This is a genomic window from Lactobacillus sp. 23-2, assembly GCF_044902225.1.
Taxonomy (GTDB): Bacteria; Bacillota; Bacilli; order Lactobacillales; family Lactobacillaceae; genus Lactobacillus; species Lactobacillus absianus.
In genome coordinates, this window is sequence record NZ_JAOQBX010000022.1 from 6,296 (window position 1) to 30,114 (window position 23,819).

The window sequence follows — 23,819 nt, forward strand, 5'->3', positions numbered from 1 at the left end:
AAGTCCCCAACTGTTGTCATTTTTGAAAAAATAATCCCCGCAAAGTCCCCAACTGCCGCCTCCAGCCCAATCAAAAAAGCCGCCTTTCGGCAGCTGATTAATGGCGGTATTTGGTTGCGGCGATATCGATGACTCTTTCGGTAAAGACGACGGGGATTGACTGCGGGTCGACCGGCAGCCCTTGAGCCAGGTTCTTGCCCGGCAGGATGATGACCTTCTTGAAGTACTTTTTCAAAGGCGTGTCTGGGTTCATCGTGATCAAGTAGCTGTGCTTGAAATGCGAGATGGACTTAGGCAGGGGGGAGGAGCCAAAAAGCTTGGAGATCCCGGAAACCGAGTAGAAGACGGCAGTTGAGTCTTCATTGCTCAAAGGAAAGAGGTGCTCGCCAGCAGCCAGGGCATCCCCGAAGTAGGTCGCCTTCCCCAGGTCCCGCATCCCCATGCAGAGCAGGCGGGCCGGCAATTCAGAATAGTAGATCCCGAAGATGAAATTGTTGGAGCTGTTGATCAGGACGTCAGCCAGCTCGTCGGCATCGGTCTCGTTGGTGGTCCAGACTTGATTGATGGCATCGTGGTAGTCCTGCAGGTATTCGCTGGTCGAGACCATGGCGCTCTGGCTTTCCTGCTTCTTGATGTAGGTCAGCAGCTGAAACTTGAATTCCTTGAAGCCAGAATAGCCCATCTTCTGGCAAAAGCGCTGGACGGAGGCCAGGCTGGTCCCGGCTTCTTCCGCCAGGTGATTGATGGTCAGGGATTCAACGTTGGTCAAGTCCTTGGTCATGCGGTTCATGATCTTACGGTCGGATTTGGAAAGCTCCGATGACTCGACCGTGAAAAAATTAGTGATGTCCATGTTTTGCAAGCCCCACTTTTAAATAAAATTAACAGTTACTATTAATTTTATCATAATTTCTGAAAAATTATCAAAATATTGTGGCTGGAAGGGCCCGCTGCGCGGCAATTACGAGATTGACTTTGCATGGAGAAAGCAATTTGGTCTCAGTTGGGTACTTTTCGGGAAACCGATGTTGAAAAAATACCTAACCTAACTTTGCGCGTGCCCCAGCCCACACAAAAACACTCATCCAACTGAGATGAGTGTTCTAAAGCGTCTCCCGTTCGGGCGGCGCGGATGACTATGAAATTGTTCCGCCTAATTCCTGGTAGGCCAGCTCGCCGACCTGGTTCATGGCCAGGATGATCTTGGCGCGCTCGCGCAGGCCTTGGTAGTGGCTCATGAAGCAGACGTCCAGATACTGGTCATCGACCATGATTCTGGCGATGTCATGCTCAGTGTCGTCCAGCTCCCCGGTCTTGTTCCAAGAGCAGCCTTCCGGCAGGTTTTCGATCAATTTGTTGCGGGAGCTTTGGTTGTACATGGCCCCGCGGCAGATCTCCCCAAAGGGGCTGGGATCGTCCAGCAGCTGCTTGAAGAGCTTCATGGCTGCAGCCGCGGTGATGTAGTTTTCCTTCCCAGTCTGGCTGTCGGCTTCAGCCATCAGGTAGCGGCCCAGGTGCAGGCCCTGATAGCATTCTTTAAACCAGGCTGCCAGCTGGTCAAAGCCACACCAGTCGATCAGGACGTTGGTGGCGGTATTGTCTGAATCTGACAGCATCAAGTCCAGCAGGTCCCGCAAGCTCCAATTCCTTTGGGCCAGGTGGCAGAGCATCCCGCCTTCCACGATCGCCTCATCTTTGACCGTGACCGTCTGGGTCAGGTCCATGGGGTGGGCCTGCATGTAGGCGGCTACCCCTAATTTGATCAGGCTGGCTGACTTGAAGCGGTCATTGACGCTGTCTGTTTGAAAAAGAACCTCTCCGGCCGCGTTCGTGATCAGCAGGGCTTCTCTGCCCGGCAAGGGGCGCAGGAGCTGATCGAGCTTGCTTGCTAACATGGCTTTGCCTCCTTAATCAAAAAATTACTTAACCGTAATCGTATCGCCCGCCGCCACGGCAAAATTAGCCATGTCGGGGTCCTGGTCAGCCATGAAGACTGAGTCCAGGTCGGCGAAGACGACGTTGGGGTTGGCCAGGACGAAGGAGCAGGCGGCAGAGATCGACTCAATCGATTCGATCATGCAGCCGACCATGGTTTTGATCCCGCGGCTTTCAGCCAGGTCGTTGATCTTTTGGGCCTCGCTCAAGCCCCCGGTCTTCATCAGCTTGATGTTGATGTAGTCAGCGGCCCGCTTTTCAACCACCTTTTGGGCATCAAGATAGCTCTCCACGGCCTCGTCAGCCATGATTGGGTAAGGGGAGGTCTTGGTCAGCCAGGCCATGGCGTCCAAGTCGCCGGCTGGCACTGGCTGCTCGATAAAGTCGATGGCCAGCTTGTGCTTCTTCCAGTAGTTGGCGGCGGCTAAGGTCTCCCGCGCGCTCCAGGCCTGGTTCATGTCCAGGCGCAGGTGGATCATTGGTCCAACGGCATAGGCAAAGTCTTCCACCAGCTTGATGTCCCGGTCCACGTGCCCGTGGCCCAATTTCAGCTTGAGGGACTTAAAGCCGGCCTCGACGCGCTTTTGCCCTTCGGCAATCATCTGGTCGGGGTCGCCAATGGAAATGGTGTAGTCGGTGTGGACGCTGCCGCCCTTGCCGCCCAAGAGCTCAGTCAGGCTGATGCCCAAAAGCTGGCGCTTGGCGTCATAGAGGGCCAGCTCAACGGCGGCTTTGGCCGGGCCGTTGTGGACGATGCTGGCTTGCACCAGCTGCAAGAGCCGGCGCCAGTCGCCAAAGTCCTGGCCTAAAAGCAGCGGCCGGATGACCTCCTTGATGACGGCCGCGGCGCTGTTGATCGTGTCGCCCGTGACCTTCTCGTTAGGGGTGCAGGTTCCCGTGCCCACGATCCCATTGGAAAGGGCGACTCTGACGCGGACGGCGTTGATGCTGTCCACCCGGTGCAGGGCCGTCACGAAGGGGGTGGTCAGGGGGATCACCTTTAAATCGACTTGCAGATCTTTAATCGTTAGCGTTTCTGTCATCTCCTGCTATGCTCCTTGTTGCTTGATTTATTCTGCTGGCAGATTGAGTTCGTAAGCCAGGCGGCTGGGATCGATAGAGTCGCTGGTGACCTTGATGATCCCGCGCAGCTGAAAGCCATGGCTAAGCGCCAGGTGCTGCATGGCCGCGTTGGCCTTGCCGGTGTCGACGCGGAAGTTCTTGATCCCCTGGCTTAAGCCCAGGGAAATGAGCTGGTTCAAGAACTGCCCGGCCAAGTGCTGGCCGCGGAAGGCTGAGCCGATGGCAATCCGGTGGATCGCCGCGTAGGGGTCGGCCACGTTGGCCCAAGCCCCGTCAATTACGGCGTAGTTGGGGTCTTGCCCGGTGATCGCGGCATAAGCGGCAATTTGCCCGTCAGTCTTCAGAATGAAGCCGGCCTGCTCCTTGATGTCGCTTAAGATGGCGGCTTCATCAGGATAGCCTTCCTGCCACTGGCTGGAGCCGGATGCTTTTAAAAAAGCCTTCGCGTCATTGATGATATGCATGATGGCGGCTAGATCCGCCACCCGGGCTTCGGTGATGTAGCTTAAAGCCATGGGACTAGTCCAGGTTGATGTGGTCGCGCAGGTAGTTGTACTGCATCGCGTTTTCCAAGTCTTCCGTGTCCTTGCCCAGGACGCGGGCGATCGCGTAGGCAAAAGCCCAGGAAGTAGCTGGCCCGCGGCTGGTGATCAGCTTGTGCTCAGCGTCAACGACGACCGGAGTGTCCATGTAGTGGCTGCTTGGGTTTTCTGACTGCACTTGGGCCTTGAAGTCCGGGTGGCTGGTCCAGTTGGCGTTTTCCAAGAGCCCGTACTTGGACAAGGCAATCGGGGAGGCGCACATGGCGGCGTCCCACTTGCCTTGCCGGTGGCGCTCAGCCATCAGTTCGCCCAGCTTGACGCTGTCGCGCAAGTGGTGGGCGTTAGGCGCGCCGCCTGGGAAGGAGACCAGGTCGTAGTCCAAGAGGCTGTCGTCCAGGGTCTTGTCGCATTCAAAAACGATCCCGTGGCCGCCGCGGATGGTCTTGCTGGTCAGGCCGATCATGTCGCAAGGGATGTCCAAGCGGCGCAAAACGTCGACTTGGCTCAAGCCTTCAACTTCTTCACATCCATCTGAAAATACGATTGCTGCTTTAACCATGATTTTTACCTCGCATTTGTCGAAATTTCTGATCTTGTTGTTTTGCTTAAGCCTATTGTACTTCATTTCCTGGTCAAAAAGCACAAATGCTTGCTTCACGCGGGTGAAAATCAACTACAATAAATAAGTTGGAATTTTTTAGCAAGCAAAGGAAGTATTTATGCTGATTGTCTACTTAATCGTCTTGGGCATCCTGGCCGGAATCGTCTCTTCCGTGGCCAGCATGGCCTCTTTGGTTTCTTACCCCGGCCTGTTGCTGGTCGGGCTCAGTCCGGTCGTGGCCAACATGACCAACACGGCCTCTTTGGTGACTACGGGCTTTGGGGCTTTGACCTCCTGCCTCAAGGAAATGAAAGGGCACTGGCGGGAACTGGCCTGGTACGGCCTCTTCCAGCTCTCTGGGGCGGCCATTGGGGGCTGGCTTTTGTCAGCCTTTCCCGGCGAAATCTTTAAAAAATCGTCCCCCTCCTGGTCTTGATGAGCGGGGGCCTCTTGGTCTGGAGCGGGCGGCGGCCGATCTACACCCGGGACTCAGACAGCAAGCTCAAGCTGGTCCTGGCCTACCTGGGCCTGTTTATGGCTGGCATTTACGCCGGCTACTTCGGGGCGGCTTCCGGCGTCTTGACCCTGGTCTTTTTGACCTACTTGTCAAAATCCAGCTTCGTCGTCATCAACGGGATCAAGGCCATCATTGGCTCTTTGGCCAACCTGGTCGCCCTCTTGATCTTCATGTACCGGGGCCTGGTCCGCTGGGACGTGGCTATCCCTTTGGCGGCGGGGATGTTTATCGGTGGCTTTCTTGGCCAGAAACTGATTAAATATCTAAAGCCGAGCCTGGTCAGAGGGGTGACCGCCGCCTTTTCCGTGGTCCTGGCGGCTTATCTGGCGGCCTCTGCCTGGTTTTAGTGAAATTGCTAGCAAAGTAAGTTAGAATAGAGTAGTTCGATAAAAAAGGAGGAAATGCTTGAAAACTGAAGTCTATTTAGTCCGTCATGGCGAGACCCTGTTCAACCGCTTGGGCAAGGTGCAGGGCTGGTGTGACACTCCCTTGACCATCAGGGGGATCGATGATTTGAAGAAGACCGCCTTGGCCTTGGCGCAGATTCACTTTGACAACATGTATTCTTCCGACCTCAAGCGGGCGATCGACACCGTCCACTTGATAAAGAATGCCAACGTGGTCTCCCAGATCGGGAAGATCAAGAAGCTGCCGGAATTCCGGGAAGTCTTTTTCGGCTCCTTTGAAGGCGACAGCATTGACGAGACCTGGCGCGCCGTCTCCAAGGCCGCCGGCATCCCTGAAACCGAAGACGTGAAGGCGATCATCGATGCCGTTGGCATCTACAAGTTCAGAGAAGCCACCAAGAAGGCGGATCCCCGCCACCTGGCCGAAAACGTGGAGGAACTGGACCTGCGCATGCAGCGGGCCGTCAAGGTCCTGCGCGAGGAAACCAGAAACGAGGGCCGGGTCCTGGTCGTCTCCCACGGGGACTTCATCAAGACCCTAGGCATCAAGTACTGGGACCAAAGCGATGGCCTCCACGACATTCCTTTCCCGGAAAACGGCAGCGTGACCCGGGGAATTCTGGATGAAGACGGGAACTTTAAGATCGTTGACTACAACTGCTCAGCAGATGATTTATAAAAGGAAATTGATTCTATGAAGTGGGATACGCATACTTTTACCTTTATTTTGTTGTTGATCGTTGGCTTGTGGGAACTGGCCCGCGGCTTTAACGCGGCCAGAACCATGAAGGAAGGCCAGGTCAAGCTGACCGCCAGATCCTACTATCTGACCGGGGCGGTCGTCTTGATCGCGGCAATTTTCTATGCCTACAAGCTCTGGGGGTAAGCAATGAACGTGCATTCATGGTGGGTTCCCTACGCGGTTCTGCTGTTTGGCATCTGGGACCTGGCGACGGGGATTTCGCGCAAGATCAAGGCCAAGAAGGGCGGCGAGCCGTCCAAGGGCTTGAGCAGCAACGCCTTCCTTTTTTTAGGCGTATTGTTTATCATTACCGGCATTTGGGCATTTTTCGCATAGAAGGCAAGCATTATGGCAAAATTGGCACTGCTTAGGCATGGCGAAAGCGAAGCCAATGCAGCAAACGTATATACTGGCTGGAACGACGTTCCTTTGACCGACAAGGGGCGCGCGCAGGCCAAAGCAGCTGGGGAGAAGCTGGCGCTCTTGCCCGGCTTTTATCCAACGCACATTCACACGTCGGTCTTGTCGCGGGCAATTGAGACGGCCAACATCGTGGCTGAGACCTGCGGCTTCTTGTGGCTGCCGATGACCAAGACCTGGCGGCTCAACGAGCGTCACTATGGGGCCTTGCGCGGCCTGAACAAGGACGTCTCCCGCAAGGTTTTTGGCAAAGAGCAGGTATTGGAGTGGCGGCGCGGCTTTGACGCGGTGCCGCCGGCCCAGGGGTCGCCAACCATTGACCGCCGCTACAAGTACGTGGACCCGCGGCTTTTGCCCCGGGCGGAAAGCCTGCACCAGACCCAGCTGCGCCTGCTTCCTTACTATGAAGATGAGGTGGCCAGCCGCCTGCGCCAGGGCGAGGACCAGCTGATCGTGGCTCATGGCTCCAGCCTGCGGGCCTTGATCAAGTACCTGGAGCAGATCAACAATGTGGATATCTTGAAGCTGGAAGTGCCCAACGCCAAGGCGATCGTCTACGATTTTGACCATGACTTGCGGATTGTCAATAAGCAGATCCTGTAGGATGGCAGGACGCCTGCTTTTTATAAAAAACAACTAAAAAATACAAATAGGAGCATTTATGTCACACAAGCTTAGCATAGAAGAAATCGCTGAATTCAGCCGCGGCTTCAACGCGGACCCCAAGAACCAGGCCATTGCCAGAGCCGCTGGCCGCAGCGGGGTCATTGAAGCCTCCTGGAACCCGGAAGTCTCCCGGCGCTTGAACCGGACCTTCTCAGTGGAACTGGACACGGACAACGTGACCAATCAGGAGCGGTCCGGCCGCTGCTGGCTCTTTTCAACGCTGAACGTCGTCCGGCACAACTTTGGGGCCAAGAACAAGGCCAAGAACTTCACCTTCTCCCAGGCCTACAATTACTTCTGGGACAAGATTGAGCGGGCCAACTACTTCTACGACCGAATCATCGCCACTGCCGACCGGCCGCTGGATGACCGGACCGTGCGTGGCTACATGGACTGGACCACGACTGACGGCGGCCAGTGGCACATGGCGGCATCAGTGATCGCCAAGTATGGGGTCGTGCCGTCATACGTCATGCCGGAAACTTTCAACAGCAACCATTCAGATGCCTTGAACATGGTCTTGTCCGACAAGGAGCGAAAGGACGCCTTGGTACTGCGCAAGTTGGTCCAAGCTGGGGATGAAACTGCCGTTGAAGCAAAGAGAAAAGAATTTTTGGCACAGGTCTACAAGATCATGGCCATGGCCGTTGGCGAGCCACCGAAGACTTTTGACCTGGAATTTAGAGACGACGACAAGAACTACCACCTGGAAAAGCAGCTGACGCCGGTGGAATTCTTCAACAAGTACTGCGACACCGACTTTGACGACTACGTGGTTCTGGCCAACGCGCCGGACCACGAGCTGAACCGGGTTCTGCACCTGGGCTTTGAAGACAACGTGGAAGGCGGGCTGCCAAACCTGTTCGTCAACGTGCCAATGGAATACCTGGAAGACGCGGCCGTAAAAATGCTGAAGAGCGGGCGGGCCGTTTGGTTCGGCAACGACGTTCTGCGGCAGATGGACCGCAAGACCGGCTTCATGGACACTGAGCTCTACAAGCTGGACGACCTGCTGGGCATCGACACGACCATGACCAAGGCTGAGCGCCTGGCCACTGGGGTGGGGATGTCCTCCCACGACATGGCCATCGTCGGGGTTGATGAAGACCGTGGGGAAATCCGTCAATGGAAGGTCGAAAACTCCTGGGGCGACAAGAGCGGTGAAAAGGGCTACTTCGTCATGAGCAACGACTGGTTCAGAGAATACGTCTATGAAGTGACCGTCAAGAAGGAATTCGTGCCAAAACAGATCCTGGATTTGCTGGAAACCGAGCCAGTGGAACTGGATCCATGGGATTCCCTGCTTTAAACGAGAATACAGTATTGAATGAACGACACTCATCTATGTTGGATGAGTGTCTTTTACTGTTCTCGAAAAGTCCCTAACTAAAGTCAAAACGCGTTCTTACGCTGGTCAAAGTCTTAACTTAGCGACGCTGCTTAAGAGGGGGAGCTTTTTTCATTGAAAAAAATAAGCCGTTCCGCGCGACAGATGGCCAAGTTATGGTAAAATCGAATTTGATATTCAAAATAGTTTTTTTACAATGGAGCGAAATATGCGCAAATTATTTCTTTTAAGAGGCGCACCTGGCTCTGGCAAATCTTCATTCATCGCGCGGCACCATTTGATGCCATATGCGATCAGCGGGGATGAGATTCGTCTGCTTTTGGCGGATCTTACCGTATACTATGACAAGAAGACTGACGTACTGCACCAAGTGATTCCGCGGCACGTCACGGATCAAACCAAGAGAATGAAGGACAATCTGGTTGAGCACAAGATGTCCTATGGTGAGACCGTGATCGTGGACGGCACCCACATCGTGCCTAGCGAAATCGACCACTACAAGAAGTGGTGTGAAAAGTACCACTACGAATGCTATGTGGTCGACTTGATGCAAAAGCAGACTCTTGAAGGCTTATTGAAGAGAAACCAGGTCCGGATGCAGTACGACTGGGTCAAGCCCGAAGTAATCGCCATGATGTACAACTCATACATGGCACACCCGGAAGTGCCTGACTGGGTCAAGGGCATCAAGCCCAACCAGATGGAGCACGCCCTTTTGCAAAGGGAAAACAACCTGGACCGGTATTCACATGTGATCGCCATTCCTGACGAAGTCAAAGAAGAAGACTTCCCGCATGTGCATATCTCCAACTTCTACTTCTCTTTCAACGACAAGTTCAACGAGAAGTACGGCACCTACCGCAACGTGGTGACGATCGGCAAGACCAAGGAAGAGGTCGTGGATGAATTCCGTCTGCCTTACTTCGTCTTCAAGTTCCACCACAAGCACTTCCTGATCTCGGCTTATCCGATCAGAAATGAGATGCTGGACCCGATCAAGAAGGTCAAGGGCGTCTGGTCCTACTCCACCGGCCTGTACAACGTGGCCGACTTCTTGCAGGAGTTCCCGGAAAACGAGAAGCAGCACGTGCACCAATTCAACTTGTCCAAGCTGGACAGAACCCGTCTGTTGCACATTTGGTAATACATGAAAAAGCTTTTCCTTCGCTTGGAAGGAAAAGCTTTTTTTCGTTTAGGAGTCTTTATAAAATCCTGAAAAGACAGTTATCTTTTGAATTAATGATAAAAATCACAAGTTCTGATTGCCCTGGCTTTTTTCAAGTGCTACGATCACGACTAAGAGAAAAAATAACTGAAGTAACAGAAAGAAGGACGAAAATGAAGGCTGGAAAATACACGGTTGACGCGCAAGGTCACAATGGTAAGTTCAAGCTGACAGTAACTGTTGATGAGGACCGGATTACGGATGTCCAAGTAGCTGCAGGGGAAACGGCTGGTATTTCGGACGCGGCAATGAAGCGGATTCCGGAAGCAATTGTGAAAGGCCAAACTTTAAATGTGGATGTAGTTTCCGGGGCTTCTTTGACTAGCCACGGGATCTTGGACGGGGTTGGCCACGCCATTGAATTAGCTGGCGGGGATGCTGATGAATTCAAGAAGCGGCCAAAGTACCAAGCAGCTGAAACAGGCCGTCAGGAAATCACGGTTGACGTGGCCGTGGTTGGTGCCGGCGGGGCTGGTTTTACCGCGGCTGTCCGTTCATTGCAACATGGCTTGAAGGTTGCCTTGCTGGAAAAGGCGCCAACCGTTGGTGGTAACACCATGCGGTCAGGTGGTTTCTTAAACGCCGCTGACCCAGAATGGCAAAACAAGTTTCCAGCCTTGCCAGGGGAAAACGTCACCTTGGAGCAAATGATGGAAGTCAAGGAAGACGAAATCGCGCCGGAATACCGGGACGACTTCAAGGAAATGCAAAAGCAGATCAAAGCTTACCTTGACAGTGGTAAGAATTACCTGTTTGACTCAGTTCTCTTCCACCGTCTGCAAACTTACCTGGGCGGCAAGCGGGTTGACTTAAAAGGTAACGAAATTTACAGTGACTACTCCTTGGCCAAGACTTTGACTGACCACGCCTTGGAATCAGTCAAGTGGCTGGCTTCAATTGGCGTTGACTTCAACATGTCAGCCGTAACCATGCCAGTCGGTGCTTTGTGGCGCCGGGCCCACAAGCCAGTGGAAAGCGACGGCTTTGGTTACATCAAGGCTTTGAAGAAGTACTATGATGAACACGGCGGCCAGACTTTCACTGACGCGAAGGTAACGGACTTGCTGCTTGAAAACGGCCGGGTAACTGGGGTTAAGACCGATAAACTGACCGTTCATGCCAAGGCCGTGATTTTGACGGCGGGCGGCTACAGTGCCAATACCAAGATGCTGCAAAAGTACAACACTTACTGGGACGACATTCCAGACAACATGAAGACCACCAATGCCCCATATATTACCGGTGACGGGATCAACTTGGGCTTGGAAGCAGGCGCGGCCTTGGTTGGCATGGGCTTCACCCAAATGATGCCAGTTGCTGACCCAAAGACGGGTGAATACAACACTGGTTTGCAAGTCCCGCCAGCTGACTTTGTCATGGTTAACCAAAAGGGTGACCGTTTCGTTAACGAATACGCTGGCCGTGACACTTTGGCAAAAGCCGCCATTGCCAACGGTGGTTTGTTCTACTTGATTGCTGATGAAACGATCAAGAACTCAGCCTACAATACTGATGAAAACAAGATCAAGCAAGAAATTGCCAATGGGCAATTGTACAAGGCGGACACCTTGGAAGAATTGGCTAAGCAGATCAAGGTTGATCCTGACCACTTGCTGGCAAGCATCAAGAAGTACAACCAATACGTTGACCAAGGGGATGACCCGGAATTCCACAAGAGCGTCTTTGACCACCGGGTTGAAAATGGTCCATTCTACGCTACACCACGTCAACCAGCCATGCACCACACCATGGGCGGGTTGAAGATTGATGCCGGAGCCCACGTTTTAAACGAAGCGGGGCAAAGAATTGCCGGTCTCTACAGTGCCGGGGAAAATGCCGGTGGGGTTCACGCCGGCAACCGCTTGGGCGGTAACGCCTTGGCCGACGTCTTTACCTTTGGCCGGATCGCGGCGGACAGCGCCAATGCTGAACTCGCGGTTGACACGGTCAGTGGGGCATCACGCTAAGGCGAGAACAAGATTTGCGATACACAACTCCATTTTTGGGGTTGTGTATTTTTTTACAAAAGAACTTTTTGTGGAAAACTACCAAAACCGGAAACAAAGCCGACTACTCCAGAGACTAAACCGGAAGTCAAGCTAGAAGCTAAGCCGACTAAGCCGAAGGCCAAGCCAACCAAGAGTGAGCCAACTAAGCCAAAGGTTAAGCCGCTTGTCCGGAAGACTAAGTCCGACCCAGCTTATCCAAATGCTGGCCAGCTTAACTCTGGTCGCGCTAAGACGCCAAGCGAGCCAATCACTCCAGGTACGCCAACTCTCAAGGGTGTCGGTTTGACTAACGCCGCAGGCAATGGAATTGGTTCAGCCAACTCTGTTAAGACCGCGGCAGGTGAAGCCAAGCTGCCACAGACTGGTGCCAAGGAATCTCCAGCAGCAGTTGCTGCCGGCCTGATTGCCTTAGGCATGTCTGCCGCCCTGGGCCTGGCAAGCCTGCGCAAGAAGCGTCACTAATTTAAAGCGGAGAAATCCTGATCATTGATCAGGGCTTTTTTGCTGTAAACAGCATCACAAAAAGGCCCAAGCGAGTTCTTCGCTTGGGTCTTTGCTTTGCAAAATCGTAGAGATTTTCGTCTATTTACTTTTCCCGTTGCCGCAATGGGTCGCTCGCGGCAAACTTTTTCCCGTAGATATATTCAAACAAGGCTTGGTATTGCTTGTAAAGCCGTTCTTCATTAGCTGTGCTGCGCGGGAAAAAGTAGTGGTGGCCGATCAAGTCTTCTGGCAAATAGGCCTGCTTGGCGATTTGGTGGGGCTGATTGAAGGCATCAAGTTTGAGCCCTGCACCACGGAGCTTGCCGGCTTCCTTGTAGTGGTCATCTCGCAAATAAGCTGGCATTGGGTGGGCACTGGGATTTTGCGCGTCCATCTTAGCTCTGGCATATGCCCAGCGGACAGAGTCTGATCTTGGGCAGATGCAGAGCAGCATGGTGGCCATAGTCAATGCTGATGTTGCCCTGGGTAGGCCGATTTCTCTAGCGGTATTGGCTAAAGTGATTGCTTGGGTGACCGTTTCTGGAGCGGCGAGGCCAACCGTTAAAACTGCCGCGTCTTTAAGCCTTCTGACCACCGAGTCTAAATCGCCACTCTCGAGCAGCACTGCCAGATAATACAGGGCCGCGTCGGTATCCGAACCTTCAATTGAGTCTTGAAAAGCCGCCAGATAGTCATAGTGCTGGGTGGCATCTCTGTCATAGGCAAAGTGCTGGTTCTTGGCAAAAGCCGCGATCTCTGCCATAGTCAGCTGCTCTGGGTACATGGCATGGAGCGTATCCAGAATGTTCAAGGCAACCCGTACGTCGCCATTGGCTGAGTTGGCGATAGCATGGGCTTCTTCATCCCCTAGGTCAAAGTCCAGCTGCTCACTGGCGGCCCGCTTCAAGACAGGCTCGATCTCTTCCGCGGAAATTGGTTCGAATTCAAAAATCTGGCAACGGGAGCGGATTGCCGGCGCGATGCTCATGACTGGATTTTCCGTAGTCGCGCCAACCAAGAGAATATGCCCGTTTTCTAGATAGGGGAGAAGGTAGTCCTGAAGCGGCTTGGTCAGGCGGTGGATTTCATCCAGCAGGAGGACGAAGCTTTCGTCTGGATGTTGCTTGATCAGTTCTTGCAGCTGGGTTTTGTTTTGAATTGAAGCATTGAACGATTCAAATGGCAAGTCCAGGCTCTTGGCCATGACTCCAGCCAGGGTGGACTTACCGCAGCCAGGCGGACCCCATAGGATCAGACTCAATGGGACCGCTCGGTCAATAATCTGCCGCAGCGGCTTTCCCGGGGCCAGGAGCTGCCTTTGCCCAACCATCTGCTCTAGTGATTGCGGCCGCATCAAGTCGGCCAAAGGTTGTTTGAACATCGTTGCACCTCATTCGTTGCTTTATTTGACTATTGCTAGTATAGCTGTTTAATTCTAAAAAACAAGCAACTCGAAAAAGTAGCCTCCGGAGACTTAGCTAGGTTTTTTCGCAGTTGGGCACTTTTCGGAAATCAAAAAGAAAAACAAAAAAACGCTCATCCAACTTGGATGAGCGTCCTAAGGCAGGTTATAAGTTAGTGTCCTAACTTAATGACATTGCCGAAGACCAAATATGGCTTTTAGTAGTACTTGCATGCCAATGAGCCCATTGGGTCCCATGGAAGCAATTGAATTGGGTTCTTCTTGCCTTCGTCGTAAGCCTGCTTGACATCTTCTGGCAGGTAGGCCTTGTTCAAAACGGCTTGGTAGACGAATTGGTCAAACCATTCATCGCTCATGACGAAGTAGCCCTTGAAGCCAGGCTTGTCGCCCCATGAGTTTTCGATCTTCCACTTGGTTGGCTTGCCGTCTACCAAGTCAACGCCAGTGATGACCATGGCGTGGTTCATCATGCTTTCGCCTGAGTCAAGCCGTTGGGCCTTGGTCATTGAGAAGTCGAAGTCAAACAAGGCGTCAGTTTCGTAGAGCTTGGTGTCCAAAAGCCCTGCTTGCCGGTCGCTGTCCTGTGAGACGTCTGAGCCGAACCAGACAACTTCGCCTTGTTCCAATTGGTTGATGATCAGCTTCTTGAAGTCGCTCAATTCCAGGTTCAAGTGCCGGACTTGGCGGCCGCCAACGACGTTGCCAAGGTATTCAACTGAGAAGACCTTGTTGTATGGCTTGTCGGCAGTTGGCCCGTTGATGACTGAAATGTAGTTTTCCAGGTCCCAGCCAACGTACTTCTTGAAGAAGTCTTGTGGAGTCAGATCCTTGTCAATGTGGTAGTTGCCTTCATCGTCCTTGTATTCAAAGTTGAAGGTCTTTGGCGGCATCCCCAAGGAAGTTGCCAGCATGCGGAAGATTGCTGACAAAAGCTCGTTCTTGTGGGCTTCAACTTCTTCAGCGCTCTTGCCGGCGTTGACCAAGTCGCGCAATTCCAAGCCGCCCTTGCGCAGCATGGTGTTCAAGGTTGCATCAAGCGCGCGGGAGTTTTCGGAGTTGGCAGTTTCCGGGTAGGCCTTCTTTGGCACGATCCCGTACTTTTCAATCAAGCCGCAGAGCATGTCCCATTGGCCGCCGTCGCCTTGCGGTGCTTGGAACAGGAAGGCTACCTTGCGGTCGCCAAGTGGCTTGTCGGCTGAGCCGATGACGTTCTCGAAGAAGAAGTTTGACTTTTCAAACTTGTCCCAGAAGAAGGTGTAGTTTTGGGACAATTCAAAGCCCTTGAGCTTGAATTCCTTTTGGATGGCGTGGCGCATGGTTGACAGGGCGCTGAACATCCAGCAGCGGCCGGATTGCTTCTGGTTTGAAACTGAGCCGGTGTCGATTTCAACTGAGAAGGTTGGGTCCAGGTCGATTGCTGATTGGGTGTTTTGGCTGGCCTTGTAGATGCCGTTGGTTTGCGCTGCGTGAGCGGCTACCTTGTAGGCAGGGTGCTTGGCCAAGTCGCTGACAAAGTTATCGATAGTGTCAAAGTTGATTTCTTGTGACATGCGAATTTCCTCCTAAATAATCTTTACTTGAATATTGTAGCTTAGAAAAAATCTTAAGTCTAACTATTCCAAAAAGTGTTAGCGCAGGATGGCCGGCTTGTCGGCCCAGACTTGCTCAAAATCCGGATGCTGCATGAAGTAGCTGATCCCTTTAGGATCAAGGACCCAGATCTTATGGCTGGAAGATGCGGCGAACTGCTTGGCATCATTCATCAGCTGGTCCAGGTCCGCCTGGCTGGCTTTAGGGCTCAAAAAGACGTGCCCCATGACCCAGACGGTCTCGTCCTCGCGCTTGATCTCGGCCAAAGTGGTCTTGGCGGTCAATTCCCCGGCTTTTTCATAGCGAAGCTCTTTCTTGACTGCTTCGTTTGTCATGTCTTTGCTTTCTTGCATTTTATTTGCTCACTTCCGTCTTGTTGATGGCATTTCTTTCATGATCGTGACTGGTCATGATTCAGCAAAACTAGTGTAGAATATTTTAAGGAATTAGACAAAGGAGACGTGAATCATGAGCAGAGTTAGAGGATTTGAAGTCGTCAGCAAGTATGAAGGGCAAGGGATCAGCCTGCCGCGCCGCCAGACGGTTGCCAGTGCCGGCTATGACCTGGAAGCCGCGCGCGACATTACGATTCCCAGCATTTGGAAGATGAAGCTGATCAAGATCTTCTGGATGATCAAAAACCGCCACCAGCTGATCGAAAATGACCTGCTGGACGCGGAAGCCGCCTTAAAGCCGGTCTTGGTGCCAACTGGGATCAAGGCTTATATGCCAGCAGATGAGGTCTTGATTTTGGCCAACCGGTCCTCCAATACGTATAAGCGCAACCTGTCCCTGCCAAATGGGATTGGGGTGATCGACAGCGACTACTATGACAATCCAAGCAATGAAGGCGAAATCTTCGTTCAATTGCTCAACTATGGGGTCCGTGACCTCCATATCAAGAAGGGGGAGCGGATCGCCCAGGCAATCTTCACGCCTTACCTGAAGAGCGATGACGATGAGCCGGTCGACAACCAGCGCGTGGCCGGCTTTGGCTCAACTGGCAAGGAAGGGAATAAGTAATGGCTAGAGTCAAGACGCAGTACAAGTGCCGCTCCTGCGGCTATATTTCTGCCTCATACCTGGGCCGCTGCCCAAACTGCGGGGCCTGGAACCAGTTTGAAAAGGAGAGCCAGGAGGTCAGAAAGACCTCAAGCAAGGCCACTCCCAGCCGGATGATGGCCAGCGTGGGGGCTAAAGAAGCAGTCAAGCTGGCCACGGTCAAGGCTGAGAAGGAAGAGCGGATTCTGACCAAGTCCTCAGAGCTGAACCGGGTTCTGGGCGGCGGGATCGTGCCTGGCTCCCTGGTCTTGATCGGCGGGGACCCTGGGATCGGCAAGTCCACTTTGATGCTGCAGATCATGGGCGACCTGGCCAATAAATACAAGGTTTTGTACGTCTCCGGGGAAGAATCGGCCGGGCAGATCAAGATGCGGGCTGACCGCCTGGACCTAGGGGCAAGTCCCATGCTTTTGTATCCGGAAACCAACATGGAGCACATCCGCGACCAGATTGACGACGTCAAGCCTGATTTCGTGGTCATCGACTCCATCCAGACCATGAATGAGCCCAGCCTGGACTCCATGGTCGGTTCTGCTTCCCAAGTCCGGGAAGTTACGGCGGAATTGATGAAGATCGCCAAGATGGACCAGATCACCGTCTTCGTGATTGGCCACGTGACCAAGGAAGGGGCCATTGCCGGGCCAAAGATCCTGGAGCACATGGTGGACACGGTTCTTTATTTTGAAGGCGACGAGCACCATGCCTACCGGATCCTGCATTCGGTCAAGAACCGCTTCGGGGCGACCAATGAAATCGGCATGTTTGAGATGAAAAATGAAGGTCTGTCTGAAGTCACCAACCCTTCAGCGGTCTTTTTGGATGAGCGCCTGCCCAATTCAACCGGGTCGGCCGTCGTCGTTTCTTTAGAAGGAACCCGGCCGATCTTGGGTGAAATCCAGGCCCTGGTGACGCCAACGGCCTTTGGCTATGCCAAGCGGACGACCTCAGGGCTGGACTACAACCGGGTCTCCTTGCTCTTGGCCGTGCTGGAGAAGCGGGGGAACCTGATGCTTCAGAACCAGGATGCCTACTTGACGGCGACTGGCGGGATCCGCCTGAACGAGCCGGCGATTGACCTGGCCATTGCCATGGCGATTGCTTCCAGCTACTATGACAAGGAAATCCAGCCGACCGACTGTTTTGTCGGAGAAATCGGCCTGACTGGCGAAGTCCGCCGGGTCAACCAGATCCAGGCCCGGGTCAGAGAAGCCGCCAAGGTTGGCTTCAAGCGGATCTTCATTCCGAAGTTCAACATGTCGCCGGCCTTGCAAGACGAGGGGATTGAAGTGATTCCGATCACCAGCGTCCGCCAGGCCTTGAAGATCTTGTTCAATTAAGAAAGCCTGCATTGACTCACTTTCGCGTGAGCTGATGCAGGCTTTTTTTATGTGACTTAACCACAGGCAGCTGGCTGGCCTGCTTTTTGGCTAATAAAATAAGTCCTTGTATATAACACTTGTTATCATTTCCAGTCTCTGTCAGGAGGGTCTAATTATTAAGATATATAAATAAAGGGGATAGAAAATCAACTACCCCCGACCGAGGTCGGGGGTAGTTGATTTCAGATTCATTTAAAAACCGAAATTGAACTAACTTTTTCAAAGAATTGGCTTGCCGCCAACCAGCTGCTTATTAATAAAATTTTGCTGGTTATGTTAAAAATATTTAGTCAAACTGGCAGAATAGCTAATTTTTGGTCTATAATGAAATCGATGCAGTGCGTTGCTGCATTGTATAGTGATAATAGAAATGACCGCCCGCGCAAGCGAGCGGTTATTTCTATCCTATAAGCGGCCTTTTTTCTGTTAGACTTAAGGCAGAAAAGATTGCTTTGAACAGGAGACACAAAATGATCAAATTGATTGCTTTTGACATGGACGAAACTTTCATGCGGGGAAAGGGGGTCTACGACCGGGCGCGCTTCAGCCGGATCTACGCTGGCCTGCAAGAGCGCGGCATCCAGGTTCTGCCGATTTCCGGGGATCAGTATGCCCAAATCGCCAGCTTCTTCCCGATGGCTGACCAGCTGACGATTGCCTCATTCAACGGCTCCCTGGTTCATGACCGCGGCAAGCTGGTCAAGGGCAGCTTTTTGCCGGAAGCTGACATCCAAGGGGCCTTGCGGGCACTGAAGGACAATCATTTGGAAAAAGCCGTGATGCTGGCTGGGGAGCACTACTGCTACTTTAGAGAGGACACGACGCAGGACTTCCATGACCACATGGACTTCTACTTCTCCAAGTTCAAGGTCCTGCCCACCTTTTGGCCGCTGCCGGAGCAGCGGGTCGCGGAAATCTGCCTGCGGCCGCCCAAGGAGCAGCTCGCGGAAGCTGCCGCAATTCTGACCGCGGCTTGTCCTGACCTGCAGGTCTTCGTTTCAGGCGTAGGCTCAATCGACCTTCTGCTTCCAGGCGTCTCCAAAGGCCGCACCTTGAAGTGGCTGGCCGGAAAGCGCGGCATCAAGGCCAGCGAGATCATGGCCTTTGGCGACGGGCTGAACGACGTGGAAATGCTGAAGTTTGCCGGCCAGTCCTACGCGATGCAGAACGCCAGCGACCAAGTAAAATCCGCGGCCAAGCACGTGACCCGCTATGACTACCGCCACGACGGGGTTCTGGACGTGATCGAGCGCGAAGTCTTGAATAAATAAAAAAAGAAGCTGGCCCTTGGCCGGCTTCTTTTTGACTTGTTACATATGGTGCTTGGACATCCGCTCTTCAAAGATCAGGTTGATCAAGGTCCGCATCTTGTCGACCGCATCTTGGCTTGGCTCCCCCTTGAACTCATTGTAGAGGTCAGGAAATTCACGGGCCAAAAGCTGGCAGGTCTTGCCCATCGCGTGCTTTCTGATGAAGACGGGGATGCGCTTGAGGTATTCCGGCTTGACCAGGGCCGTGATCCGCTTATTGGCTTCTGGATCAGTCGCGGCAGCGTCCCGCTTGACTACTTGCGGCTGGTCGGCGTCGGTAACCAGGCCCTGCTTGACGTGCTCGGCCATGACTGAGGCAAAGCTGCTCTTAATCAAGACCTGCAAGGCTGCCTGCTCGTCTGCCTGGGCTTGGTCGCTCAAGCCCCGCTGCAGCTCTTCAGGATGCTGCTTTTCCAGCAGGAGCAAGAGGTTGAACAGGGCGTGGTGCTCGCGCTCGCTCGGAATCTTGCGCGTGACCTCTTCTGGCACCAGGGCTTTGAACTTGTTGTAGGCGTAATTTCTATCCATAATTAAATTCCTCGATCTAGTTGCAATCAGCAAAAATATTAAGTTGATTTTACCGCAAGATGGCGTTGGTTATAATTTTTTTGCCTGAAAAGCTGGCCATGCGGTTGGCTTTGACTATAATCAGAAGCAGGATTAATGGGAGCTGTTATTCAAAAATATTCAAAAATACTGTGTTAATGGAGGAGACGATTAACGAGATGACTATTCCAGTATTTTACTCAATCAGTGACGACTTCACGCCATACGCTGCCGTTTCTTTGAACTCCTTGGCCAAGTTCGTGAGCCCCGACCGGGACTACACCGTCACTTTTTTGCACCAAGGCTTGTCCAAAGAGCATGAAGCGGCCTTAAAGGCCTATGAAAAGGCCAACTTGCACGTGGAATTCTACGAAATGGATGACAAGATGCTTGCCCCAATTCAGGACCGGAAGGAAAACTTCCTGCGCGGGGACTTCTTCACTATGTCCATTTTTTACCGCCTGTTCATTCCGGACCTGTTCCCGCAATATGACAAGGCAGTCTACATCGACAGCGACACGGTGCTCAATGACGACATTGCCAAGCTCTACGAGACTGACTTAGGCGATAATCTGCTTGGCGCGTCCAACGACACGTCAATCCAATTCGTTGAAAAAATGGTCCGCTACATCAAGGAAGTGCTGACCTTGGATACCAAGAAGTACATCAACTCGGGGATGCTGGTGATGAATGCCAAGGCCTTCCGGGAGGAAAAGTTCCTGGACAAGTTCTTCTACCTGCTGGGCAAGTACCACTTTGACTGCATTGCTCCTGACCAGGACTACCTGAACGAAATCTGCTCCGGCAGAATCAAGTACGTCGATCCTAAGTGGGATGCAATGCCCAACGACAATACCCCGGAGAACCCGCACCCATCCTTGATCCACTACAACCTCTTCTTCAAGCCATGGCACTTCTCAGGCATCCAGTACGAAGACTACTTCTGGAAGAATGCCAAGGAAACGGTCTTTTATGACCAATTGCAGGCTGAGCTGCAAAATACCAGCGATGACCAAAGAGACGTGGAGCTGCACAAGCTGGACCGCATGCTGGAAAAGCTGGACACCACCCTGCTGGATCCGCACAACTGGGCCAGAGTGAAGGAAGCGGAAAAGGTTACCCTGTAAAAAGCGAACTTTCTTTTGCCGATTTAGGGGTTAGTAAAGTTTTTTAACGATTTTTGAAGGCTGCAAGGCAACTATTTAGGCGCTTGCGGCCTTTTTTGCGTGCGGATCTGTTAAAATACGGATGGAGTAGAATGTGTTGCCAAGCAGCATAACGACTTGTGAGAGTAAAATGTGATGTGTTAGAAAAAATGCGGGGGAACGCGATGAGCAAAAAAACGACTGAAGCGCTGGCAGAATTCCAGCGTGCCTATTTTGAGAAGGGGCGAGCGCCGGCTGAGCAGGTCATCGACCTTTTAGATTTGATCAAGAAGGACCTTGGCCTGGAGATGGTCTACGTTTGCACCAACTCGGCGGCGACGCGCCACTTCCTGTATGAGTACTGCTCCCATGGGCCGGGCTATAAGGCCATGCACTACAATCTGCTCTTGGAGGACCAGGACCACTTTGCCTTGCTGAACGACTGCTTCCGCCAGGCCAATCCGGCAATCTTGACGCGGAAGGAGTCAGACCATACCTTGGCCCTGGCGGCTGGCAACCTGTCTTATGCCTGGATGACGGACCAGATTTTTGCCGGCTTCATCAGCTTCCAAGGCAAAGACGGCTCCTGGACCCTGGCAGATCTTGAAGCCATTAAGGGCCTGGCTGAGGTCCTCTGGCCCCTGGTCAGGGAGAACCAGCTGCAAGAAGAGGTCAATTTCAAGGAGCTGTTTGAAGACGATGGCAGCCTGGCCTGGGTCTATCCCAAACTGGGCCTGATTACTTTTTCAGCAGAGCTGCGCCGGCGCTATGACTTGAGCGACTACTACCGCTATGACACGGTGGATGAGTTTGCTCAGAACTTCGTGGCCTATGGGGACACCAACCGCTTCGTGGCCAAGTACCGCGAATGCCTGCAAGGGGGGAGGACTTCCGTCACCGTCCATGGCTTCAACCTGCGCGACCAGTTCAAGGTCGACATGTTCGTCAACCGCCGCGATGAAAAGGGCGAGCCGGAGCAGGTCGTGGGCTTGATCCATAAGCTGGAGCTGACGGAAGCACAAAACCGCGAGCGCGACAAGCGCCTGCTGGCCTACAACAACTTCAAGCAGGCCATCAGCAAGGATGACCTTTTTGAATTGTTGGTTGATTTTGACAAAAATGAGCTGACTATCTTCAAGTACCCGGTGTCCTGGCAGAAAATTCTGGGGCAGGATGGCCACTATGACCAGTTCCACGCGGCTTTTGCCGAAAGCTTCGTGCCCGCGGCCAACCGCTACCACTTCTTGTACGTCTTGGACCGGCGACACTTGCAGCAGCGCCTGTCCATCCAGCAGAGCATGTTCATGACGACCCATGTCCAGCTGGACGGGGGCGAGCGGCTCCTGGAAATTGAAGCCATCCGCGGAACGACCGGCGAGCACCAGGTGCCAAAGACGGCGGTCCTGATCGCCAAAGACATCAGCAACAAGCGGGTTCTGCGCTATGACCAGCTGACGGGACTGTTGAACATGCACAACTTTTTGCTGGAGACGGAAGCCGTCCAAAGCGAGCAGCCAGCAGTCGCCGGCCATTTGCTGGCCCTGAATATTGACAAGTTCAAGCTCTACAACATCCAAAACGGCCTGCAGGCCGGGGATGGCTGCCTGCTGGAAATTGCCGCCATTATCAAGGACGTCTATCCGCATGCTTTGACGGCTCGCTTCAGCGCTGACAACTTTTATATCTATGACACTGATCCAAAGGGCTGGCAAGAGCGGATCTTGCTTCTGCAAGAGCACCTGCGCCAGTCAGAGTACGCCTCCAGCCTGCGCGTCAGAGTCGGGGTGTACGAATACGTTGACCAAGTCAGCGCTGAAGTTGCCTGCGACCGGGCCAAGCTGGCCTGCGACTGTCTGAAGACGGATCCGCAGGCGCGCTGGTACATTTACACGGATGACCTGCAGAAATCCGAAGAGCTCAAGCAGTACTTGATCAACAACCTGGATGAGGCAATCGAAAAGAAGCATCTGGAGGTCTACTATCAGCCAGTCATCCGGGCCTTGACGCGCCGCTTGTGCAGCGCTGAAGCCCTGATCCGCTGGAATGACCCGGTCAAAGGCTTCCTGTCGCCAGGGCAGTTTATTCCGCTTTTTGAAGAGATGAACCTGTCCTACAAGGTGGACCGCTACGTCATTGAAGAGGTCACGGCCATGCTGCGGGCCCGCCTGGACAAGCAGCTCCCGGTCGTGCCGGTGTCAATCAATTTGTCCAGAGCCGACTTTCAGATGATGGACCCCTTGCAGGTGCTCAACCGCGCGGTTGAAAAGCAGCGCCTGCCTAAGCGGCTGATCCATGTTGAGATTACGGAAAGTGCCCTGGCCAAAGACGTGCAGCGGCTCAAGCAGGCCATCCATGACTTCCGCCAGGCCGGCTACCAGGTCTGGATGGATGATTTTGGCAGCGGCTATTCCAGCTTGAACTATTTGAAAAATTTTGAATTTGACGAAATCAAGTTGGACATGGTCTTCATGAGCGACTTTGATGAAGCCTCAAAGAAGATCCTGGCTTCCTGCGTCAAGATGAGCAAGAGCCTGGGGATTCACACCCTGGCCGAAGGGGTTGAGACCAAGGAACAGTTTGACTTTCTCCGGGAAATCGGCTGCGAGCGGATCCAGGGCTACTACTTCAGCCAGCCGCTGCCGCTTGATGAGCTGACCTGGCTGCTTGAAAAAGAGGGGATCGAGATTGAAGACGGCGACCAAGACCAGTTCTACCAGCAGGTTGGCTTGACCGACGTGATCAGCGATCGGCCGGTCAGTCTGATTTTGGACGATGGCGAGTCATTCAAGACCGTCTACATGAACCAGCTGTACAAGCGCGAGCTGGAGGAATCCGGCAAGAACATCCATCAGATCTCCGACGACTTGGCCAACGCGCCTGAATCAAGCATCGGCCTGGAGATGCGGGCTTTGGCTGACCGCGCGGGCAAAGGAAACAGCGAGCAGAGCGAATACCTGGCTGACGTCCGCCACAATGGCCAATACATCAGACTGTCCGTGACCAGCATCGCGCAGCTGCGCAACTGGCAGATGCTGCTGGTCAATGCCAGCGACATTACCTTCCAAGGAAATGTGCAAATGCCAAAATAAAACAGCAAGATTCCAAAGACCGGTTTCCAAGCGGAAACTGGTCTTTTTGCGTCAAATAAGCGAAAAAGTAAAAAAATTTCACCAAAACATGCACCAAAAATCAGCAAATCACGAACGAAAAAATCAAGTCCGCGGATTTGAGGGGAAAATAATCTGTGAAAAAAACACTAACTCCCATTCCCTCCAAAACAACGCAATCTCGCGTTTCTTATTTAAAGCGAATGAAATTTAAAATTTGACTTAAAAGCAAAATGCAGGTAAAGTATTATTTGTTCCCGCGGGAAAGCCGAAGCGCTT

General features: G+C 53.1%; 22 protein-coding genes and 1 pseudogene. 14 read left to right on the forward strand and 9 right to left on the reverse strand.

The features are described from left to right. Positions 1 to 97: 97 nt before the first annotated feature. The 5 genes from OCH80_RS07800 to OCH80_RS07820 all read right to left on the reverse strand — a co-directional run bounded on the left by OCH80_RS07800 (position 98) and on the right by OCH80_RS07820 (position 4,119). Positions 98 to 853 carry a MurR/RpiR family transcriptional regulator gene (locus OCH80_RS07800; RefSeq protein ID WP_154548062.1) on the reverse strand — a complete coding sequence of 252 codons (756 nt, stop codon included), beginning with the start codon at positions 851 to 853 and terminating at the stop codon, positions 98 to 100. A 283-nt stretch (positions 854 to 1,136) separates the two neighbouring features. After that, positions 1,137 to 1,895, reverse strand: a complete 759-nt coding sequence (locus OCH80_RS07805) for a serine hydrolase (protein ID WP_404539659.1) — start codon at positions 1,893 to 1,895, stop codon at positions 1,137 to 1,139. A gap of 24 nt (positions 1,896 to 1,919) precedes the next feature. Further along, complete coding sequence (locus OCH80_RS07810) at positions 1,920 to 2,978, reverse strand: dipeptide epimerase (RefSeq protein WP_404539662.1); 1,059 nt, start codon at positions 2,976 to 2,978, stop codon at positions 1,920 to 1,922. Positions 2,979 to 3,005: 27 nt separating this feature from the next. Then, positions 3,006 to 3,533, reverse strand: coding sequence for a GNAT family N-acetyltransferase (locus tag OCH80_RS07815; RefSeq protein WP_404539665.1), 528 nt, complete (start codon positions 3,531 to 3,533; stop codon positions 3,006 to 3,008). Positions 3,534 to 3,537: 4 nt separating this feature from the next. Then, positions 3,538 to 4,119: a DJ-1/PfpI family protein gene (locus OCH80_RS07820; protein ID WP_154548070.1), complete on the reverse strand. Its 582-nt coding sequence runs from the start codon at positions 4,117 to 4,119 to the stop codon at positions 3,538 to 3,540. A 160-nt stretch (positions 4,120 to 4,279) separates the two neighbouring features. Between OCH80_RS07820 and OCH80_RS07825 the strand changes: the two are divergent. From OCH80_RS07825 to OCH80_RS07865, 9 genes and pseudogenes are all read left to right on the forward strand, one after another. Next, positions 4,280 to 5,025 (forward strand): annotated as a pseudogene (locus OCH80_RS07825) (sulfite exporter TauE/SafE family protein). A gap of 58 nt (positions 5,026 to 5,083) precedes the next feature. Continuing rightward, the gene (locus OCH80_RS07830; protein ID WP_404539668.1) at positions 5,084 to 5,764 is read left to right on the forward strand and encodes a histidine phosphatase family protein; all 681 of its coding nucleotides are present in this window, start codon (positions 5,084 to 5,086) and stop codon (positions 5,762 to 5,764) included. Positions 5,765 to 5,779: 15 nt separating this feature from the next. Then, the gene (locus OCH80_RS07835) at positions 5,780 to 5,971 is read left to right on the forward strand and encodes a hypothetical protein (RefSeq protein ID WP_154548076.1); all 192 of its coding nucleotides are present in this window, start codon (positions 5,780 to 5,782) and stop codon (positions 5,969 to 5,971) included. A 3-nt stretch (positions 5,972 to 5,974) separates the two neighbouring features. Beyond that, the gene (locus tag OCH80_RS07840) at positions 5,975 to 6,163 is read left to right on the forward strand and encodes a hypothetical protein (RefSeq protein WP_154548078.1); all 189 of its coding nucleotides are present in this window, start codon (positions 5,975 to 5,977) and stop codon (positions 6,161 to 6,163) included. A gap of 12 nt (positions 6,164 to 6,175) precedes the next feature. After that, entirely contained in the window at positions 6,176 to 6,850 is a 675-nt protein-coding gene (locus OCH80_RS07845; RefSeq protein ID WP_154548080.1) for a 2,3-diphosphoglycerate-dependent phosphoglycerate mutase, read from the forward strand. Between the two features lie 58 nt (positions 6,851 to 6,908). Then, positions 6,909 to 8,222 carry a C1 family peptidase gene (locus OCH80_RS07850; protein ID WP_404539673.1) on the forward strand — a complete coding sequence of 438 codons (1,314 nt, stop codon included), beginning with the start codon at positions 6,909 to 6,911 and terminating at the stop codon, positions 8,220 to 8,222. A gap of 247 nt (positions 8,223 to 8,469) precedes the next feature. Beyond that, positions 8,470 to 9,405 carry an AAA family ATPase gene (locus OCH80_RS07855; RefSeq protein WP_404539676.1) on the forward strand — a complete coding sequence of 312 codons (936 nt, stop codon included), beginning with the start codon at positions 8,470 to 8,472 and terminating at the stop codon, positions 9,403 to 9,405. A 194-nt stretch (positions 9,406 to 9,599) separates the two neighbouring features. Further along, positions 9,600 to 11,453, forward strand: coding sequence for a flavocytochrome c (locus tag OCH80_RS07860; protein WP_404539679.1), 1,854 nt, complete (start codon positions 9,600 to 9,602; stop codon positions 11,451 to 11,453). A gap of 324 nt (positions 11,454 to 11,777) precedes the next feature. Beyond that, positions 11,778 to 11,957: an LPXTG cell wall anchor domain-containing protein gene (locus OCH80_RS07865; RefSeq protein ID WP_404539681.1), complete on the forward strand. Its 180-nt coding sequence runs from the start codon at positions 11,778 to 11,780 to the stop codon at positions 11,955 to 11,957. Between the two features lie 124 nt (positions 11,958 to 12,081). Here the strand turns inward: OCH80_RS07865 and OCH80_RS07870 are convergent, their stop codons facing one another. The 3 genes from OCH80_RS07870 to OCH80_RS07880 all read right to left on the reverse strand — a co-directional run bounded on the left by OCH80_RS07870 (position 12,082) and on the right by OCH80_RS07880 (position 15,326). Further along, on the reverse strand, positions 12,082 to 13,359 hold the full coding sequence (locus OCH80_RS07870) for an AAA family ATPase (RefSeq protein ID WP_404539684.1): 1,278 nt from the start codon (positions 13,357 to 13,359) through the stop codon (positions 12,082 to 12,084). Between the two features lie 239 nt (positions 13,360 to 13,598). Beyond that, on the reverse strand, positions 13,599 to 14,951 hold the full coding sequence (pepC, locus tag OCH80_RS07875) for a C1 family peptidase (RefSeq protein WP_206989543.1): 1,353 nt from the start codon (positions 14,949 to 14,951) through the stop codon (positions 13,599 to 13,601). Positions 14,952 to 15,029: 78 nt separating this feature from the next. Then, on the reverse strand, positions 15,030 to 15,326 hold the full coding sequence (locus tag OCH80_RS07880; RefSeq protein ID WP_404539686.1) for a hypothetical protein: 297 nt from the start codon (positions 15,324 to 15,326) through the stop codon (positions 15,030 to 15,032). Between the two features lie 133 nt (positions 15,327 to 15,459). On the opposite strand from OCH80_RS07880, the gene OCH80_RS07885 reads away from it, so the two are divergent. The 3 genes from OCH80_RS07885 (at position 15,460) to OCH80_RS07895 (ending at position 18,703) form a co-directional block, all read left to right on the forward strand. Then, complete coding sequence (locus OCH80_RS07885; protein WP_404539688.1) at positions 15,460 to 16,014, forward strand: dUTP diphosphatase; 555 nt, start codon at positions 15,460 to 15,462, stop codon at positions 16,012 to 16,014. Next, positions 16,014 to 17,390 (forward strand): DNA repair protein RadA, encoded by a 1,377-nt coding sequence (gene radA / locus OCH80_RS07890; protein WP_154548099.1) that lies wholly within the window; start codon positions 16,014 to 16,016, stop codon positions 17,388 to 17,390. The genes OCH80_RS07885 and radA overlap by 1 nt, the downstream gene beginning before the upstream one ends. A 512-nt stretch (positions 17,391 to 17,902) precedes the next feature. Next, positions 17,903 to 18,703 carry an HAD-IIB family hydrolase gene (locus tag OCH80_RS07895; RefSeq protein WP_404539692.1) on the forward strand — a complete coding sequence of 267 codons (801 nt, stop codon included), beginning with the start codon at positions 17,903 to 17,905 and terminating at the stop codon, positions 18,701 to 18,703. A gap of 39 nt (positions 18,704 to 18,742) precedes the next feature. On the opposite strand, the gene OCH80_RS07900 is transcribed toward OCH80_RS07895, so the two are convergent. Further along, positions 18,743 to 19,270: a hypothetical protein gene (locus tag OCH80_RS07900; protein ID WP_404539695.1), complete on the reverse strand. Its 528-nt coding sequence runs from the start codon at positions 19,268 to 19,270 to the stop codon at positions 18,743 to 18,745. A gap of 197 nt (positions 19,271 to 19,467) precedes the next feature. Here OCH80_RS07900 and OCH80_RS07905 point away from each other — a divergent pair, with 197 nt between their 5' ends. Together OCH80_RS07905 and OCH80_RS07910 are read left to right on the forward strand one after the other, a co-directional pair. Then, entirely contained in the window at positions 19,468 to 20,415 is a 948-nt protein-coding gene (locus tag OCH80_RS07905) for a glycosyltransferase family 8 protein (protein WP_404539698.1), read from the forward strand. A gap of 203 nt (positions 20,416 to 20,618) precedes the next feature. Continuing rightward, positions 20,619 to 23,522 (forward strand): putative bifunctional diguanylate cyclase/phosphodiesterase, encoded by a 2,904-nt coding sequence (locus tag OCH80_RS07910; RefSeq protein ID WP_404539700.1) that lies wholly within the window; start codon positions 20,619 to 20,621, stop codon positions 23,520 to 23,522. Positions 23,523 to 23,819 lie beyond the last annotated feature (297 nt).